Origin of the sequence: Mangrovibacterium lignilyticum (genome assembly GCF_010882175.1) — a bacterium.
Lineage (GTDB): Bacteria > Bacteroidota > Bacteroidia > Bacteroidales > Prolixibacteraceae > Mangrovibacterium > Mangrovibacterium lignilyticum.
In genome coordinates, this window is the sequence record NZ_WKLH01000001.1 from 1,487,966 (window position 1) to 1,507,029 (window position 19,064).

Genomic DNA, 19,064 nt, shown 5'->3' on the forward strand with positions numbered 1-19,064 from the left:
ATTTGTAACACAAATCAGAAAAACATATACAACCATGCATATCGCAGTTGCCGGAAATATCGGAGCCGGAAAAACGACCCTAACAGAAATGCTGGCCAAACACTATGGCTGGAGTCCTCATTATGAAGATGTTGATGAAAATCCATATTTAAATGACTTCTACGAAGACATGCAACGCTGGTCATTCAACCTTCAGATTTACTTTTTGAACAGCCGATTCAACCAGGTACTGGATATTCAAAATTCGGGACAGACCGTCATTCAGGATCGAACCATCTATGAAGATGCCGAGATTTTTGCCCCTAACCTGCATGCAATGGGGCTGATGTCGACTCGCGATTTTCATAATTACACCAGTCTTTTCCAGCTGATGAGCAAATTGGTAAAAGCGCCCGACATCATGATTTACCTGCGGGCAAGTGTGCCAACGCTGGTGAACCAAATTCAGCTGCGGGGCCGCGAATACGAGAACTCAATCCGAATTGATTACCTGAAGCAACTGAACGAACGTTACGAAGCGTGGATCAACCGATACAAGGACGGGAAACTGTTAATTATCAATGTTGACAAAATCGACATTACTCACAACCCCGAAGATCTAAGTAGCATTATTGATAAAATTGATGCACAAATTCACGGCTTGTTTTAAGCCTTCATTTTTTCAAGTGCAATCATTATTTGGGGCCAGGATTCATCAGGAATTTTGGCCCCAAGTACTTGTATCACTTCTGCCGCTAAAATTCCACCTAACTTGCCGCAATTCTCCAGACTAAGCCCATTGGCTAAACCGTATAAAAATCCGGAAGCATAAACATCACCTGCACCGGTTGTATCAACCGCATTTACCGGAAAGGCATCAACCCGCACAAACTCATCTCCAGCTTGGACCAAAGAACCTTCTTTACCAATTTTCACGATGGCAATCGAACACTGAGTCGCAATTTCCTTTAAAGCTTCTTCCGGCTCTTTACGCGTATAGGCTTTCGCTTCTTCTTCGTTGGCAAAAACAATATCGACATATTCGTGTACCAGGCGTTTCAGAAATTCCAGGTTGGCTTCAACCACATTAAAACTGGCCATGTCCAACGAAATGGTCAACCCGTTCCTTTTAGCTATTTTCAATATGCCTTCAATCAATTCATGATTAAAAACCAGGTAGCCTTCAATGTGCAGGTAGTTGTAGGGTGCAAATAGCTCGTCAGACAAGTTCTCTACCGACAGTTCGCTGGCAGCGCCGAGGTATGTGCCAAAGGTCCGTTCCGAATCCGGTGAAATCAGCGTAGCAGCGACTCCCGAAGGAATAGAACCATGAAACAAGTGTGGTTTAATTTGAAGATCTTCAAATGTTTTTTTGAAAAACTGCCCCATCTTATCATCGTGAACCTTGCCAATAAAACCGGTTTTACCGCCCAGTTGAGCAATTCCGCGGACGGTGTTGGCTGATGAACCTCCGGTTTCCATCCCGGATTCCAAACCGGCACTGGCCTCCAGTATTTGTTTCGACAAAGCAGCATCCACCAAAGTCATACTGCCTTTTGGCAATCCAAACTGTTCCAGCAACTGGTCATCTTTCAACTGTACAAGCACGTCAACCAGCGCACTACCAATTCCAACGATCGATTTTTGAGGGTTTGCATTTTTCATGCGGCAAAAATAACAAAAAAGCCGATCCAATGCATGAACCGGCTGTCTTCCCTAACTTGTCAGGTACTAATAGTAACAAGCCTATGTTATATGAATGAAATGGAAAAGACATCAGGAATCCCAACCGATTTTGTTTCGCGTCCGGCATTGGGGGTATTCTAAACGCATACTCACCATTACCGGCAATAACTTTTCCCGGGTTGGAAGAGGAGGTCATTCATCGTTGTTCCGGAACATCTCTGAATTTCTCACAACATTTGGAAACACTTTTCCAGGTCATCACAATTCCGACCAAGGAAAACAAAGCCAACAAACTAATGTACAGCGTCTGCGACCAACCGGCACAGCAAAATACAAAGCCTAAAGCAATGGTTACCAAAAAGCCCAGAACACCCCAAGCTCCTCCATAAAAACATGTCAATGTAAACAACTTATTCATGACTTTCCTTTTTAAACAAAATTAGTCTACATTTGAAACATTCGTTCGATTTAATGCGTGATATAAATCACACAGGGATGTGACATTCGAACCATGAACGAAATGAAAAATCGAGTTACCAATGAATAAAAGTTGCAGAACTTGTAGTATAAAATCGAGGGCTGTTTCCGTTTTGGAGCACAATGAGCTGGCAATTTTGGAAGAAGGTTGTTCGCAAACTGACTTCAGAAAAGGAGAATTGATTCTGAAAGAGAACGCACCTGCCAGGTACATCACGTACATCCGGGACGGGTTTGTGAAACTATGCAAGACAGGAATTGGCGGGAAAGAATACATTTTAAGCATTTCGGGAAAGGGAGCCTACCTCGGACTTCAAAATCTGGATGAAAAACGCCGGGTTAACTATTTCTCGGCATATGCGATTACCGATGCCAAAGTTTGTTACCTGGATATTAGATATTTTGATCAGCTGCTGAAAATGAACGGCGTATTTGCATCGGAAGTGATCTCCTACATCTTTCATGATGAGATGAACTATTTCGAAAGGCTTCTAAACAATGTACAACAACAACTGCCGGGACGGCTCGCTACAGCTTTGCTTTATTTTTACCAACAAATATATCGGGAAAATCCATTCAATCTGAATCTCACAAAGGCAGAACTAGCCTCCCTCATCGGCACCTCGCGCGAAAGCGTAACCCGCGCATTAAAAAGCTTCCAGAATGATGGGATTATCGAACTTAGCAAAAACGAAATCAAAATTCTACAGGAGCAAAAACTGGAAGAAATAAAGCGCAAAGGTTAACACCACTCACCCAATCAATCGAATTAAGTCAATTCTAATAAGGTAATTTCAGGCAACACACCCAAGCGGCCCTGATAACCAATAAATCCATAGCCGCGATTCACATACAAATATTGATTTGATTCCCGGTACAATCCAGCCCATTTATCATACATATACTGAACAGGACTCCATTTGAATCCGGGGATGTCAATTCCAAATTGCATACCGTGCGTATGACCGCTCATTGTCAGATCAATATCCTGATAATCCTTACGCACCTCCGCATCCCAATGAGAGGGATCGTGACTCATCAGAAGCTTCACCGGAACATTATGTGCATCCAACCCGGCAACAGCTTTTTTCATGTCGCCGTACTTTGTGAAACCTTTGGCTCCCCAGTTTTCAATTCCAATGAGCGCAATCTGTTGCTGTTCCCGCTCAAGCAGAACGTGCTCATTCATCAGTAATCGCCAGCCCATATCCGCATGATGCTGCTTAAGCTGATCCAGGTTTCTTTTCTTCTCCTCATCCGATGACCACGAAGTGTAGTCCCCGTAGTCATGATTTCCCAAAACGGAGAAGACTCCCAACGGTGCTTTCAATTGGTTAAAAACGTCCATATAAGGCACAATTTCTTCTGCCCGATCATTGACCAGGTCGCCTGTAAACAAAATCAGATCCGGCTTTTCCTTCATGATTGCCTCAACCCCTTCCAAAACCGCTTCACGATTATCGAAACTCCCGGAGTGAATATCTGAAATCTGGATAATCCGAAGTCCTTTGAATTCATCCGGCAAATTATTCAGGCTTAATTTCACTTTCCGAAGCTGATACCGATAACGATTGCTCATGCCATAAGCGAGTCCTGCGGTGAGCACACCTCCGACCAACAAAGCAGTTTGTGAAATGAATGTAAAACGACTGATAAAACGCGATCCTTCCGGAGGACTCCCTACCGGGTGATTTTTAAAAGAAGTCAAAAAGCTGAAGATGTTGGGAACGATCATCACAATGTCTGCCAATAGCATCACTGCTGCAACAAGCAATTTCCCCAGGAAAACACCAATTAACACATTCACCGTTAATTTGAGTCCCACCGATGGCCAAGCAGTTCTACCATAATGCGGGAAGGCGTAAAAGCCCCACAAAGTTGCCAGAGTTAATAGAATATAACAGCTCCAAAGCACCCACTGCAAGTTCGGATTTACTTGACGCAAAACCGTCCGCACCGCAACAAATGCATAATATTCAACCACGAGGACGAAAAGTCCAAAGATTACTAATCTCATTTTTTGTTTCTCTAATCTGTTTAATACTGTTTCCGGCTAAGTTAACAGGACTTTTTCCGAAATCCTTCTTTCTAAACAACCGACAAACAAGATGGTTGCTTTTAGCATTAAATTCAAAGCAACCAGCAATGCAAAAATACGGCAGCAAGCACCTTTGCTTTTTTCCACTTCGGCAGTCGTCTCCCAAGTAAATGGGATAAGAAATTCGAATTTAAGACAGCCAGCCTCCAGATATCACAACTTTTGGGGATTGAAAAGATCACCGATGTGGACTAATTTTGAAATACAAAATTAGAACGGCTCAGAATCATCGTGGTTTTCAAGCAGAAAGGCCAATTTTAAAAAAAATTTAAACGCACGAAGAATGAAACAGACAATAGCTGATTTAAATCGGGGAGAAAGAGGAGTTATTGAGAACTTCTCGCCTGACGATATTCCATTGAAGTTTTTAGAAATGGGTTGCCTTCCGGGTAATGAAGTCAGCTTGATTCAAATGGCTCCCTTCCGCGATCCAATCTATATCAACGTCAACGGAAACAATCTTGCCATCCGAAAAGAACTGGCGAATTTAATCGAAATTACAATCGTCAAGTAACAGGCATGAGTAAACAGCTCAAGGTAGCTCTGATCGGGAACCCCAACACCGGCAAAACGTCGCTTTTTAATCAACTTACGGGCCTCAACCAAAAAGTCGGGAACTACCCGGGAATTACTGTCGACAGGAAACAGGGTTTTTGCAAACTGTCTGACGATGTGCGTGCTTCAATTAACGACCTTCCCGGAACATACAGTTTGAACGCCAGTTCGGCAGATGAGCAAATCGTCGTGGAAACACTGCTCAATCACGAACATCCCGATTTTCCGGAGGTTGCCGTTGTTATTTCTGACATTGAAAACCTGAAGCGGAATTTGCTGCTTTTCACCCAAGTGAAAAATATGCAGATACCAACCATTTTGGTGATCAACATGGCCGACCAAATGGAACGTCGTGGTATTAAGTTGAACATACCGCTTTTAGAAGAAAAGCTGCAAACCCGCATCGTCGTTACCAGCTCACGCAAAGGTACCGGTCTCGAAGAGCTAAAAAAGCAGATTCTGGACTATAAAGAACTCCCTCTTAAACCGTGCGTTGAGATTGAAGAAATTAACCCGGCTTATTTTGAAAAGCTGGAAACTCAGTTCCCGGACATCGATGGCTACAAATTGTGGCTGATGCTTTCGCAGGAAATGGCCTACAAAAACCTGGATCAAAAACTTCGCGAGGTACATTCCCGCCTACCGGAAATCTCGCCCTCAGAATTGAAACGACTGCAGCAAAAAGAAACTATTCGTCGCTATCTGGTCATCAACAGCTTTTTCAACGAAGCTTACCAGGTTGATAAAAATGCAGCAAGCGACTGGCGATCTGCCATCGATCGGATTCTCACACACAAAATAGGCGGTTATGTTATTTTCTTTTTGATCCTGTTACTCATCTTCCAGGCTATTTTCAACTGGAGCAGCATGCCGATGGATTTGATCGACGGTCTATTTGCTTCACTCAGCGAATACCTAAACAATAATCTGCCCGAAGGTACATTGACCAGCTTACTGGCCGAAGGAGTCGTCCCGGGTGTTGGCGGTGTTGTTATTTTTATTCCGCAAATTGCCTTTTTGTTCCTGTTTATTTCCATTCTGGAAGAAAGTGGTTACATGAGCCGCATTGTTTTCCTGATGGATCGGGTGATGCGCCGTTTTGGACTAAGTGGGAAAAGTGTTGTTCCGCTCATTTCAGGAACAGCCTGTTCCATTCCCGCCGTTATGGCAACCCGTAATATCGAAAACTGGAAAGAACGTTTAATCACGATATTGGTGACACCATTTATCACTTGCTCGGCCCGTCTACCGGTTTACCTCATCATTATCTCGCTGGTTATTCCAAATCAGAATTTTCTGGGCTTCAACATGCAGGGATTAACTCTGATGGTACTTTACTTGTTGGGATTCGGCATGGCCGTACTATCTGCTGCAATTCTCAATAAAATACTAAAAATAAAAGGCCGGTCAGTTTTTATGGTTGAAATGCCAGCCTACAAACTACCACTGCCGAAAAATGTTTTAATTACTGTTATTGAGAAAACAAAGAGCTTTGTGGTTGGTGCCGGGAGCATCATTTTAGCGCTCTCTATTGTTTTGTGGTTCCTGGCGTCAAATGGGCCATCAGACGATTTCAAAAACGCTACTGAGATTGTAACGTCACAACCCGCAAGTCAACATCTGAGTCCGGATGAACTCAACACGGCAGTATCTTCTTACCAGCTTAAACATTCGTACATCGGAATACTCGGGCATGCCATTGAGCCGGCTATTCGCCCACTGGGCTACGACTGGAAAATGGGCATTGCCCTGATCAGTTCCTTTGCTGCCCGCGAGGTTTTTGTGGGCACTCTGGCAACCATTTACAGTGTTGAAAGTGATGAAGAAGAAACAATCAAAACCCGAATGAGCCAGGAAATCAATCCGGACACCGGAGATAAACTCTTTAATTTTCCGACAGGAATTTCACTTTTACTGTTTTATGCGTTTGCCCTGCAATGCATGAGTACAGTGGCCATTGTAAAACGTGAAACAAACGGCTGGAAATGGCCGTTAATTCAATTAGCGTTCATGAGTTGCTTTGCCTACCTCTGCTCGCTGACTGCTTATCAAATTTTGAGTTAAAATGAACATCAATCTGCAAGATATACTTGCCTACTTAATACTGGCGGCAGCCCTATTTTTCATACTTAAACGCTTCTTTTTTAAAAAGAAGAAGAAAGCAGGATCGTGTGGCAAGGCCGATTGCGGCTGCCATTGACCAAACATTTCCATCTGGTTATTGATAGTTACAACAAGAAAAGCTGACCCGATGGGTCAGCTTCTCTGCTATCAAAATGGCCCGGACAAGCTCAATTTCCAGGAATCGATCTAAACCGGCCATTCTATCTTTGGAAAAACCAGTTCTGGCAGCATATTCATTCGCTCATCTTATACTTCCCATAGCCGGGGCCCCACGGGCTGTTGTACTCATCGTAAAAGAATGGCGGCATCTCACCTTCATTCACAACCTGAACAACGATTAGCTCCGGCCAGTACATCGATTCAAACCCAATCTCTTCACCTTCGGCGTTGTACCAAATTCCATCAACAAGCATATCTGTAGACCGACTTGACACCAACTTTCTCATGTGAGACCAACACTGGCCATCCATAACACCGGAATACTTGAATACAATCCAGCCGTCAGAATCGACCCAAGTGGCGGGATAACCCCCTTCTTTGCTGATTAAACCAGTATTCCAATGTGCATTCAGTTTTGTATCTAACAACTCAAACGGCATCATATAGATCCAATAGTCGTAATTTGCCACTAACATATCCCAGAATTCCTGACCTTCACCATTGTAGACATGTTGCTTATAATGTGGCCAACCGTCGAAAAAGGCATCCCCTAACATCATATTAACCAGATAGCCGTTAAACTGTTGCGCATTCCAGTTGAATCCCCACTCGTCAAAGCCGGTCACCTTTTCTTTGTTCATTTGCCCCTTTTTCAAATTTTGATCCGCTAGACTTTCATCCAACGCAGTTTCCTGGCATGAGGCCATAACCAAAACAAATGCCAAAAACATTCCGATAATAAAATTCAATTTTTTCATGATAGCAGAATTTAAAGATTAGGATACAAAGTTCGGACTGTGCAGGGCTGTTGACTTATCAACCGCCAAGCAAAAAGTTGCAATTTTGAAGCACTGCTTTCAAATATGAAGCATCGAAGGAAAAATTCAGGGAGTAGGTTCTTCTGAACCTGCTATTCGGGAATAACTACGCCGATTTTTTGAGCAAGCTCCTGAAATTCCGGATTTGGATACAAAGGGGCAAAATCAGGATAAGTCAGCATGACCGGAAGATCCTCGTTTTTATAATCGAAGGCAATATCGAGGTATTCCGTTGCACCGGAATCGTTGTCAAGCAACATATATACCGAGGCAATGACCACCGGATTGGAACAATAGCGAGGAGCATTTTTCTGTGCTCCCTGTAACCAAAAATTCAGGCAATTTTCAAAGGTGTCGGTCGTGTAGCAATCAATCATCGCTTCATTCCCCATGATGTGCTGTAGCTGAAGCCACGAACGTCTGGCCTCTTCCCTCTCGCCGGCCTGATAGTAAGCAAAGCCAATTCCGTTCCAGGCAAACCCGTAATCAGGATTTAATTCCAATACCTCTTTATATTCATTGATCGACTTTTCGTAGTTGCCGGCAATGTAATAACGTTCGGCCAGCAAACATCCGGTAATCGGATTAACCGGATCAAGATTCTGTGCTTTTAAAGCTTCGTTTATTGCATTTTCATAGTCCCCTTTCACAACGTAATAGTTCGACAAACTGAGATGAGCATTTGAATTGTTGGGCTCTAACTCTAATCCTTTTTCTGCCAACGATTTCATTTTAGACCAATCCCAATCGAACTTGCCCGCCAGATTTCCCCCCGTAATATAGGCTTCGGCCAGGTTCGGATCAATCTGAAGCGCTCGATTGATCGCGCTTTGCGCATTTTCCCGATTACTTAATTTTTCTTCGTTGTCGCCAATCAGGGTATTAATTGAAAGATAGGTTTCTGCAAGTGTAACATAGGCTGGAGCAAAATCTGGAGCTTTTTCAATGGCTTGGTTTAAATAATCGAGTGCTTTCGACAAAGAAGCGTAACGTATTTTTTGCGTGTTCCACAAATGTCGACCACGTAAATACAGGTCATAAGCTTCAGGATCGACCTCCGGATTAGAAACCTCTTTAAGCGGCTGCCCGATAATGGTTGAGATTTCCCGGGCAATTTCGTTGGACACATGACTGATCAACTGAAGGATGTTACTATGGTCCTGGTCATAAGCGTTCGCCCAAACATGATCCTCTTCCGGGAAAGGATTGATTAGCTGAACCACAACCCGCATACTATCGCCCCCGTAAATGACCGATCCTTCAAGCAACAAATCAACATTCAGCTCCCGGGCAATTTGCGGATAAAGTTTCTTTTCACGTTTGTAAATCATCGCCGAACCTCTTGAGATCACCCGAATTGCTGAATTTTTATACAACTCAAACGTGATTGCTTCAGTAATTCCATCGGCCAAATATTCTTTGTCGTGATCTTCCGATAAAAACAGAAACGGCAACACTGCAATGGAAGCCTTCTCGTGAGCATATTCATTATTGGGGATAACAACTGAGATGTATCCGCCCAAAATAATGATTAGAATTAGCACAGCCGCAGCAATTGGTTTTTGCCTCCACCACTTAACCCGAGGTTCCAGGTCTATCGAATCCGGTAATTCTCCACCTTCAATCTTTTTTTTGTACTCCCCCGGAGTCAATCCAAACTGATCTAAAAAGCATTTATTGAAATAAGAAGGACTGCTAAACCCCACCTTGTATGCAATTTCAGAAGCGGTCAGATTTTCACGATTAATGAACTTGCATGCTTCTTCCAGACGAATCTCGCGAATCAGCTGATTCACCGATCTTCCGGTTGCAATTTTAGTTTTCCGAAGTGTCTGAGATCGGCTTAGCCCAATTTCATCAGCTAAATCGAGCACACCAAATTTTTCGTTCTCCAAATTTCGGAGAATGATTTCTCTCAATTTATGAATGAATGAATCTTTCATGCAGAAGGATTGCCAATATACCAAACATTAAAAAGCTAAACCAGTGTTCTGCTTTACGTAAAATAAACCTTGTAGTTTCTGTTCCTACTCCCGATTCAATCAACCCGCTCGGGTACAATTAAGATTTACCTCCTCACACAACAGGCTCACAACTTGCATCTTAGGCATTACCCCCCAAGGGTCACTCCCCCTCCAATTCTTTTTTAATTAATTCTACGATAGTTTGAATTTCGGCCAATGCCTTCTTGTAAGCATTGTCTTTCCCTTTAGTCAGAAAAATGCTTTCGATAATGAAATTCTGAATCTCGACAGAATAAAGTTTATCGGGGGCTACAAGCTCCAAAGTCGCATAGTTGATGACACCCCGCATCTCGGGAGACAATTCATTGATGATGATTTCCCAATGTATATCTTCCAGTTTATTGATGTAGTTATAAGTCATCTCCAGCCGTTGCAGGTTGGATGTAATGCTCGGATTTGTCAGCAGCTTTAACTCGCCGCTGTTCACCAATGTTTCGTAAATTTTCCCGCCTCTGTGAAAATCGGAATACTGCGACAGACTCATCGTGATAATCGCCAACGTATCAATTTTGCTTCGATCTTTCCCTAAGATAATTTGATTGGCATATTCAAACTGCGCTGAATAATAATTGTTAAAGTTCCTCACTTCATTAAGCTCATCGCGATCATCTTCAACCTGAAGCTTAATGTTCTGATAGATCTTTTTTTCATTGTCTTTTTGTATCCGACGAGCGTTCCAATTATTAATCTGAAGGGCGACCAAAATACCAATGACGATCAATACAATTTCACCAATTGCGTAAAGCATATATTTACGAAACTTACTTTCAGCAAGAAGGCCCTGTCTGATATTTCGGAAAAATCGGACCATGCGTCAATCCTGCTTGCTTACCCCTGATATAATAGATGTCAGGATTAAACCAATACCAAGCCCGGCGATAATACAGCCAACAAAAGCCAATACAGATGTCTGAAGAAAGAAAAATCCGATGCCCAAACCGGCGAGCAAACCTCCTCCGATTGCCCAGGTACTTTTGTCTTCTTTGTTTTTCGTGTCCATGGTTGTCTATTTTTGGTTTTTGAATTCATATGGGTTTGCGATGTCCTATGAAATCAGCACAAATGCGGAACCCTACATTTCCAGCAGCTCAACGATTCGTGGCCGGTTTGCCTCTATTTCATCCAGATCGATCGTCAATCCAAGGGGGGCATATATCTTTCCGAAGTATTCATAAATTCCTCTCACGGATTCAAATGGAATAACGATTGACTCCAAGGCGGTTGAGCCGGCACTATTTCTTACGGCTGAATCAGCGCCATGTTCTAACAGCTGTGATACTATTTCTGTCCTGCAAAAAAAGGCAGCTGTATGCAGCGCTGTGGAACCATCATTATTTCGGAAATTTAAGTCCGCTCCATTATCAATCAGAAATTTTGCAATGTCGGGCTTGTTGAATAATGCCGCTAATATTAAGGGTGTAGAACCTCCTTCCGGTTCTGTCAAATTGATGTCTATACCCTGATTAACTAATTGTTTTACAGCGTCCAAATTTCCGCTGATCACAGCTGCATGAATGCTGACAACAGTTGGATCAACCTCCGTTTTCTCTATTTCCACAGAGTTGATTTCCGTTACCGGTTGCCCACTAAAGGCGAATAATACAAGGACAATTGAAGTCCCTAAAGCTCCAGCTGTTTTCAAGCTAAAGGGTCTTTGTTTAGCTTTTTGCCAGGCATAAATGAGGAAGTTGGATACCACAAACGTTGTTCCCGCCAGTACGATGAATTTAATCCAGGATGGAATATTCAATTTTAAAAGCACAAGGGCTAGCAAACCAAGAACAACTGTGTGAATGATATAAACAGTGTATGAGGAGCGCCCAAGTTGGGATAAAACTCCGTTTGTTTTGTTCAGGCTAAAGCGGAATGAATAAAGCAGCACATACAAGAAACACAACATGGATAACATCGCTGTTGCGTGATAGATAAACCGATCTACCAACCCGGAAATGAAAAAATAGTTTCGATCAGGTGTAATAAGGTTAAAAAATAAATTTAATGCAATTGCCGTGAAAATTCCCAAGACAACAGTCATTACAACATTCACCCAAATATACTGGCGAGTGTTCCGCTGCCAGTTTTCAAAAACATTCAACTTACTGAACAACGATCCTAACAAAAATGCCGACAGGTAAACCAACAAGCGTTCATTCTGAAAGTCGAGCAGAATACTGTGGGTCCAGCCGGTATAACCGCCAAGCGAAATCAGCGACGCATAGATAAAGCCTACGACAAACGTAAACGCGACTCCCTGCTTAATGCTGATTTTGAAGGACAACAAATTCAGTTTGTATAGTGCCAGATAAAGCAACTGAAAAACAAACAACACCGGCAAGAACCACAACCAATTCTGCGTCGGATTATCTGCAAAAAAGCTCAGGTCTGCTCCTGCCCGTTCAAAGAAATGGAAAGAGCTAAACCATTCTTCCTGAGGCAATCCGCGGGAGAATAAGAAAATGGCTTTGTAAGCCGGAATTAATGTGAAGACTGCAATACCCCATGGCAACATAATCCTTCTCAACTTAGATTGAATGAATTGACAGGCTGTTTTGGTCCTCACCGAATTTGGAATAAAATACCCGGAAATAAAGAAGATGCAAAACATAACAAACAGATCGAGATACATCCGGAGCAGACCAATGCTATTACACTTAACCGGGTCAACCACGATCCAGGAATTCTGCAATACATGCTCGTACACCAAGCCGGAGTGCAGTACCACGACCATTAAGATTAGAAAGGTACGGAGGTTGTCTAAAAAATAGATTCGCGTTTTCATGACTATCAGATTTTTGGTTTCAAATTCAACACTGTAAAGATCCCGGAAATCCTGATGCGCCACTAATCACCTATCAACCAAAGAATATGAAGTTTCACTTAACGGTATAACGTATGCATCACGGATATAAATTATGACGCAACGCCAACAGAATAGTCGATGCAAGCGCCCTTTCGCTGCACCTATTTCACCAATAAGCCACGACCGGTTTATTCACGAAATTTGTATCTTTATTACCCGTGACCGGAAACCAATAAAAAAACCAAATGCCTGAAATGTCGCCTCCTGAAAAAGAGTTTTTGAATAAACTCACTTCAATTATTCTGGAAAATTGTTCGAACGAGCAATTCGGAGTTTCAGAGTTGGCGCATTCCATCGGGATGAGCCGATCAAATTTACTCCGTCGGATTAAAAAGTTGACTGATCTTTCTGTTAGTCAATTCATCCGTCAGGCTCGTCTGAAAAAGGCATCTGAAATACTTCAAAATTCAGATCTCTCTGTTTCGGAAGTTTCATACCAGGTGGGGTTCGGAAGCACTTCGTATTTCATCAAATGTTTTCGGGAGTTTTACGGATTTCCTCCAGGAGAAGCCAGCAAACATGCTGTAGAACCAGAGGAAGAGAATCCCCCTCAACAAGCAAAAAAGCAAGTCTCCTATCGCGTTCTTTTACCATTGGCAATCATTATCGCCATTATTCTGGTTGCTTATTTTTTCGTTCTGCCGAAAACAAGCACCCGAGACAAAACTGGTAAATCGATAGCTGTATTGCCTTTTAAAAATGAAAGTGCCGATTCAGCAAATGTCTATTTGATTAACGGATTAATGGAATCAATCCTCACAGACCTTCAAAAAATAAACAGCTTAAATGTCATTAGTCGGACTTCGACCGAAAAATTCAGGAACCTTCCTAAAAATGCGAAAGAAATTGCCGACGAGCTGAATGTAACTTATTTAGTTGAAGGAAGCGGACAAAAAATCGGGGATGAGATTTTGCTGAACATTCAACTGATTGACGCCCGAAACGACAAACATCTGTGGGCCGAACAATACCAAAGAAAGACAAAAGACATTTTCACCCTGCAATTAGAAATTGCCCAGACCATTACTGATCGGATTGAAGTGATCATTTCGCCGGATGAACAGGAACGGATTCAGAAAACACCAACATCGAACCTCGCAGCGTACGACTACTTTTTACAAGGGATGGATTTTTTCTATCAGGGAACAGAAACCGGACTACTGCAAGCTATTCCCTTGTTTGAAAAAGCAATTGCTGAAGATCCAACTTTTGCCCGGGCATACGCTGATATCGCTATCGCGTACTATCTGCTCGACTACAACAAGACAGAAAAAAGGTACACCAAGCTCATCAATACCTACGCTGATCAAGCTTTACTATATGACAATAAACTGGAGCAAGGCCTGCTCGCAAAGGCCTTCTATTACATTTATATCGGAGAATATGCACTGGCCGAACCATATCTCACAAATGCCTATAATTACAATCCGAATTCGTACCTCACCATCACCAGCCTTTCCGACTTTTACACCAATTACATTCCCGACACCGAGAAATACCTGGAATATGCTTTGAAGGGAATCCGGCTCAACATTGCAGCCAGCGACTCGACCACTGCTAGCTACATTTTCCTGCATGTTAGCAATGCCTTTATACAAAGCGGTTTTGAGGACGAAGCGCTGAAAAATATCGACAAATCACTGAGCTACAATCCCAATAACCTCTATTCTCAATATGTGAAATCGTACATTCAGTTTGCAAAGCACCGTGATTTGGAACAGCTAAAGGATGAGTTAATCATCACACTCAAGCAAGATTCGAACCGGATTGATATTCTGCAGGAAGTTGGAAAGATTTGCTACTACCAGCGTGATTACGGGGAAGCATATAAATACTACAAGCGCTTTATGGAGCTGAGAACAGCCTACGGATTGAAGGTTTATCGCCTGGAAAATGCCAAAATCGCCTTCGTCATGAAAGAAATTGGGAAACAAGCTGAAGCGGACCAGCTGATGGAAGACTTCTTGCAGGCGGCAAATGAAAATGAATCGATATACAAAAATCTCAGCCTGTCAATCTATTACTGCTATTTCAACGATCGGGAAAAAGCGCTGGAATACCTCAGTCTGTTTTCTGAAACATCTAACTTCCACTATTGGACCTTGCTGTTTTTACCGATTGACCCCTTGGTTGACTCCCTTCAGGATTCGAAGGAATTTAAGGTTCTGTTAAAAAAGATAATCCGCAAGTTTGACACACAACATAAAGAAATGGCCAAACGGTTAAAGACAAAGAATGTGATTTAAACAACTGTCAAAAAGCACAAAAAAGGCACCCTCCGAGGTGCCTTTCGCGATTTAGCAAACCGATATTTATCTAATCGTAGTCATGATATCATCCGCCTTAAAAGTTCTGGCTTGTACCTCATTTTGCTGGTACTCGTAAGTCAAAACCTTATTGTATTGATACGCTCCCTCTTTATCCAAAGCTCTTACATAAATATCGACCGAAGATTGCCCATCCTCCTGCAACTCCGAAATATCAAATGAAGCGACACTCCACTGCAAATAGCTGTACGGATCGCCATTCTTGTTGTGCTTCAACTCTAAAATAATGGCCCCCTCATCGGTCTCCAAATCTTCAGTATCCTTCACCAGGTTAATGAAGTGAGTATAGCCCATTCCACCACCATATTCAAATTGCACATTCAGGTAATCATTAGTAAACCAGGTATCAACAATCGTAACAGCATCATTACCGATGGAATCTTTTACCTCTTCAGTTGTTTCCGCCGTGAAATTAAAGATCGGTTTGGTCAGGATTTCCGATAAAGAATTGACTTTCACGTAATAATCATAACCTTCGCCGTCATTAGCATCGCCCAAAATCGTATAATTCACGAACACGCGTAAGCCATCCTCCAATTCATCGGGGCTAACATTTGTTGCCGATGGCCATAAGTTATCACCACCATCTGTCGTGATAAAGAAGTAGTCTGTTGTCTTCACCACAGTTCCTGTTGTAATCCAATATTTGCCCAACGAGTAATCATCGTCGTCGCTGCAGCTTATCAAAAATATGCTGATAAGTGCAAGGATAAATCCATTTTTAAAAAGTTTCATAATCTATTCTCCTTAATTGTTTTCTTAATTGCTTATATCCTATAGATGAAACAATTTTAAAAGGTTGCGTTTATCGCTCACTTTTTTTGGCATACATTTAATCCGGTGATTTAAACATCGTTTGGAGTCCAGAATCCCACCTCTCTGAGGACATAATTAGCCGATTGTTACGATTCATATTTTAATCCTTTAGGTGGCAATGATACATCTGAAAGGATCTATTATTTTACCGACAGCGAACATGATGAGTAGCAATCAGTTTTTTAATATGCAGCGACCGCAGTGCGATTGTTGCTTTTCTACACGTATCACTATTCAAATTCCGAAGATTTATCCCTACCTCGCAATCATGTATTCATAAAGCAAGACAGGCTCACCAAAAATGATGAGCCTGTCTTGCTTTTATCCTATTTTGATTTTCTTATTCAATCGGATTGCCATCCGTATCAATCAGCCTGATTTCGCTAAAACCAAGTTCTTTTAATCCGGATTCAACTTTGGTCCGGTCCCCGACTACGACCCACACCATTTGATCCGGGTGAAGAACTTTCTCCTGAGCCACTTGAATATCATTCAGGTTGAGGTTCTTGATCTTCCCCGCGTAGGTTTTGTAATAATCAGCTGGCAGCTGATATTCTTCCATAGTCACAATCGAGTTGCTGACTGCACGAGCTGTTTCCCACGAACCGGGCAGCCCCAGAATCTCGTTTTGCTGAACCTTTTTCAACTCTGCACTGGTGGCTGGCTGGTCGGTCTGAATTCCGGTTAACTCGTTCACGATCTCCTCTATCGATTCTTTGGTTTTATCTGCCTGAACAGGAGCATATGCAACAAACAGCCGCTGCCCTTTTGCATCAATCAAGACACTTCCGGCCCCATACGACCAATGTTTGTCTTCTCTCAAATTCATATTCAGACGTGAAGTGAAAGTTCCACCCAAAATAGAATTCATCATAGACATGGCAATATCATCGGGGTCAGATTTTGGAGGCGCCACGTTGCCGGACAAAATAACCGACTGTGGAGAACCCGGCTTATCCATGAGATAAATCGTCGACTGTTTAGAAAGCTCAACTTTACTGATATTTTTAACCGGTACTGTTCCCTGTTTCCAATTGGCAAGCAATTTCTCCAGCTTTGGAACGACTTCGTCCATGGTAATATCGCCGACGACGACTATTGTCGCATTGTTAGGCTTAAACCAGTCGTTCTGAAACTTAACCAGATCGTTGGTCGTCATCGCCGTTACCGATGCTTCAGTTCCCGAGCCTGTGAATGAATTACCATAGGCATGGTTCTTACCATACAAATAGCCTGGAAAAAGGCGCAAAGCCATTGAAAAAGGTGAGGATTTTTCCTGTTGTATTCTTGCAAGCTGCTGCTTTTGAAGTCGGGAAAATTCTTTTTCAGGAAAAGCCGGATTTAAAATGATGTCGGCATAAATATCCAGCGATGCATCGAGGTTTTTCTTGAGCGCCGAGAGCGAGACAAAAGAGTTGTCCAGGTCTGAATAGCTAGCGATTTGTGCCCCTAACATGGCCAGTTGATCGCTGATTTCCAAAGCATCGCGCTCCTTCGTCCCCTCGTCCAGCATATTCATCGCCAGACTCGCAGTTCCCGGCAGACCAAACTGGTCAGCTGCGTAACCAGCGTCAATCATCAAATTAAAGTTGACCACGGGAATTGAATGCCGCTCAGCCAGAACTATTTTCAATCCGTTCGATAAGGTTTTTCTGTTAATTTCGGGAAACACAGCATCAGGAGCCTCACCGGCAACCGGCAATTTCGATCGATCAACCGTTGTTTCTTCGACCTGATAGGTTGGGAAAGGGTGAACTTCAAGAATGTAAACACCATCTGACAACCACTTTTTAGCGGTTTCCTGCAGACCAGTAGTTGTTGCAGAATTGATTTCACTCAAATTAGTCTTGAAATAATCCGGACTTCCACCATAGATCTGGCTACTTGCCAAAATATCCGACTTCCCGCCAAAACCACCAACTCGTTCAATCCCTCGAATATAATTCGACATATACTTAGCTTTAACGCGTTTTAGCTCTACCTCGGTCGGTCCTTCATTTAACAAACGGGTGAGCTCTTCATCAATTGCTTGTTCAACTTTCACTAAGTCCTCACCCGGTTTAGCCGTCGCAAATACCTGGAAAAGACCGGCAATCTCGCGAGCATCAATATAGGCAGCTACGTCCGTTGCAATCTGATCGTCAATCACCAACCGTTTGTACAAACGGGAAGTTTTACCAGAGGCAAGTACATCGCTGATCAAATCCAACTCGTTGGCATCTTTCGTTCCCCATGCCGGAACATTCCATGTTTTATATATTCTTGCCTGCGGAACGCGATCCTCAACTGTCTCGCGAATCGTTCCGGAACGCTTGGCAATATCTTTCTTCGGCGTAGCAATCGGTGGACCGGAAGGAATATCTCCAAAATATTTCTTCACTTTCTCGTAAGCAGTTTCTGCTTCAATATCGCCAGCGATAACAATCACGGCATTAGCTGCTCCGTAGTATGTTTTGAACCACTCATGAACGTCGTCCAGCGAGGCACCATCCAAATCCTCCATCGAGCCGATAACTGTCCACGAATACGGATGCCCGGCCGGGAAGCAGTTCTTCGGCATAAGCTGCCGCACAACTGCATACGGCTGATTTTCACCTTGCCGCTTTTCGTTCTGAACAACGCCTCTTTGCTCGTTAAGCTTAGCGGTATCGATCGCTGCAACAAGGTGCCCCATGCGATCCGACTCCATCCACAAAGCCATATCGAGCGCTGAAACCGGAACATTTTCGAAATAATTGGTTCGGTCACTGTTGGTTGTTCCATTCATATCGGTAGCCCCTACCTCCTCAAACGGTTTAAAATAATCATCATTATAATTTTCAGAGCCATTAAACATTAAATGTTCAAAAAGATGGGCAAAACCCGTTTTTCCCTCTTTCTCATTTTTTGCTCCCACATGATACCAAATATTGACAGCAACGATTGGTGCTTTATGGTCTTCATGTACAATCAGCGTCAATCCGTTTTCCAACACATATTTTTGAAATGGAATGTCGATCTCGGACTCAACATTTGACTGGGCTTTAATGCCCTGGGATAGAACAAACAGGACAATTAGACAAAGGATAGCTAATCCCTGGTTGCGAAATAAATTATTTTTCATAAGATTTTGGCATTTGTTTTTATTTTCATGTAGTGCTA

At 42.8% G+C, this 19,064-nt stretch carries 16 protein-coding genes; 6 read left to right on the plus strand and 10 right to left on the minus strand.

Features of this window, described 5'->3' with window-relative positions:
* Positions 1-34: 34 nt before the first annotated feature.
* Complete coding sequence (locus GJV22_RS06020; RefSeq protein ID WP_163710115.1) at positions 35-649, plus strand: deoxynucleoside kinase; 615 nt, start codon at positions 35-37, stop codon at positions 647-649.
* On the opposite strand, the gene GJV22_RS06025 is transcribed toward GJV22_RS06020, so the two are convergent.
* Together GJV22_RS06025 and GJV22_RS06030 are read right to left on the minus strand one after the other, a co-directional pair.
* Positions 646-1,644 carry an adenosine kinase gene (locus tag GJV22_RS06025; RefSeq protein WP_163710119.1) on the minus strand — a complete coding sequence of 333 codons (999 nt, stop codon included), beginning with the start codon at positions 1,642-1,644 and terminating at the stop codon, positions 646-648. The genes GJV22_RS06020 and GJV22_RS06025 overlap by 4 nt on opposite strands.
* A gap of 217 nt (positions 1,645-1,861) precedes the next feature.
* Positions 1,862-2,083, minus strand: coding sequence for a hypothetical protein (locus tag GJV22_RS06030; protein WP_163710122.1), 222 nt, complete (start codon positions 2,081-2,083; stop codon positions 1,862-1,864).
* Positions 2,084-2,204: 121 nt separating this feature from the next.
* Here GJV22_RS06030 and GJV22_RS06035 point away from each other — a divergent pair, with 121 nt between their 5' ends.
* Positions 2,205-2,888 (plus strand): Crp/Fnr family transcriptional regulator, encoded by a 684-nt coding sequence (locus GJV22_RS06035; RefSeq protein WP_163710125.1) that lies wholly within the window; start codon positions 2,205-2,207, stop codon positions 2,886-2,888.
* Between the two features lie 23 nt (positions 2,889-2,911).
* Here the strand turns inward: GJV22_RS06035 and GJV22_RS06040 are convergent, their stop codons facing one another.
* On the minus strand, positions 2,912-4,159 hold the full coding sequence (locus GJV22_RS06040) for a metallophosphoesterase (RefSeq protein ID WP_163710128.1): 1,248 nt from the start codon (positions 4,157-4,159) through the stop codon (positions 2,912-2,914).
* A 364-nt stretch (positions 4,160-4,523) separates the two neighbouring features.
* Between GJV22_RS06040 and GJV22_RS06045 the strand changes: the two genes are divergently transcribed.
* The 3 genes from GJV22_RS06045 to GJV22_RS22370 are packed head-to-tail and all read left to right on the plus strand — an operon-like array spanning position 4,524 to position 6,995.
* Positions 4,524-4,754: a FeoA family protein gene (locus GJV22_RS06045; RefSeq protein WP_163710131.1), complete on the plus strand. Its 231-nt coding sequence runs from the start codon at positions 4,524-4,526 to the stop codon at positions 4,752-4,754.
* A 5-nt stretch (positions 4,755-4,759) separates the two neighbouring features.
* Positions 4,760-6,859, plus strand: coding sequence for a ferrous iron transport protein B (gene feoB / locus GJV22_RS06050; RefSeq protein ID WP_163710134.1), 2,100 nt, complete (start codon positions 4,760-4,762; stop codon positions 6,857-6,859).
* Between the two features lies 1 nt (position 6,860).
* Positions 6,861-6,995 carry a FeoB-associated Cys-rich membrane protein gene (locus tag GJV22_RS22370; protein ID WP_163710137.1) on the plus strand — a complete coding sequence of 45 codons (135 nt, stop codon included), beginning with the start codon at positions 6,861-6,863 and terminating at the stop codon, positions 6,993-6,995.
* Between the two features lie 157 nt (positions 6,996-7,152).
* On the opposite strand, the gene GJV22_RS06060 is transcribed toward GJV22_RS22370, so the two are convergent.
* The 5 genes from GJV22_RS06060 to GJV22_RS06080 all read right to left on the minus strand — a co-directional run bounded on the left by GJV22_RS06060 (position 7,153) and on the right by GJV22_RS06080 (position 12,699).
* Entirely contained in the window at positions 7,153-7,836 is a 684-nt protein-coding gene (locus GJV22_RS06060; protein WP_163710140.1) for a hypothetical protein, read from the minus strand.
* Positions 7,837-7,988: 152 nt separating this feature from the next.
* Entirely contained in the window at positions 7,989-9,839 is a 1,851-nt protein-coding gene (locus GJV22_RS06065) for a helix-turn-helix domain-containing protein (protein WP_163710144.1), read from the minus strand.
* Between the two features lie 181 nt (positions 9,840-10,020).
* Complete coding sequence (locus GJV22_RS06070) at positions 10,021-10,668, minus strand: DUF6090 family protein (RefSeq protein ID WP_163710146.1); 648 nt, start codon at positions 10,666-10,668, stop codon at positions 10,021-10,023.
* A 66-nt stretch (positions 10,669-10,734) separates the two neighbouring features.
* Positions 10,735-10,920: a hypothetical protein gene (locus GJV22_RS06075; protein WP_163710148.1), complete on the minus strand. Its 186-nt coding sequence runs from the start codon at positions 10,918-10,920 to the stop codon at positions 10,735-10,737.
* Positions 10,921-10,992: 72 nt separating this feature from the next.
* Complete coding sequence (locus GJV22_RS06080) at positions 10,993-12,699, minus strand: acyltransferase family protein (RefSeq protein ID WP_163710151.1); 1,707 nt, start codon at positions 12,697-12,699, stop codon at positions 10,993-10,995.
* Between the two features lie 266 nt (positions 12,700-12,965).
* On the opposite strand from GJV22_RS06080, the gene GJV22_RS06085 reads away from it, so the two are divergent.
* The gene (locus GJV22_RS06085; protein ID WP_163710154.1) at positions 12,966-15,026 is read left to right on the plus strand and encodes a helix-turn-helix domain-containing protein; all 2,061 of its coding nucleotides are present in this window, start codon (positions 12,966-12,968) and stop codon (positions 15,024-15,026) included.
* A gap of 66 nt (positions 15,027-15,092) precedes the next feature.
* On the opposite strand, the gene GJV22_RS06090 is transcribed toward GJV22_RS06085, so the two are convergent.
* Positions 15,093-15,842: a NigD1/NigD2 family lipoprotein gene (locus tag GJV22_RS06090; protein ID WP_163710157.1), complete on the minus strand. Its 750-nt coding sequence runs from the start codon at positions 15,840-15,842 to the stop codon at positions 15,093-15,095.
* A gap of 421 nt (positions 15,843-16,263) precedes the next feature.
* Positions 16,264-19,026: a M16 family metallopeptidase gene (locus GJV22_RS06095; protein ID WP_163710161.1), complete on the minus strand. Its 2,763-nt coding sequence runs from the start codon at positions 19,024-19,026 to the stop codon at positions 16,264-16,266.
* Positions 19,027-19,064 lie beyond the last annotated feature (38 nt).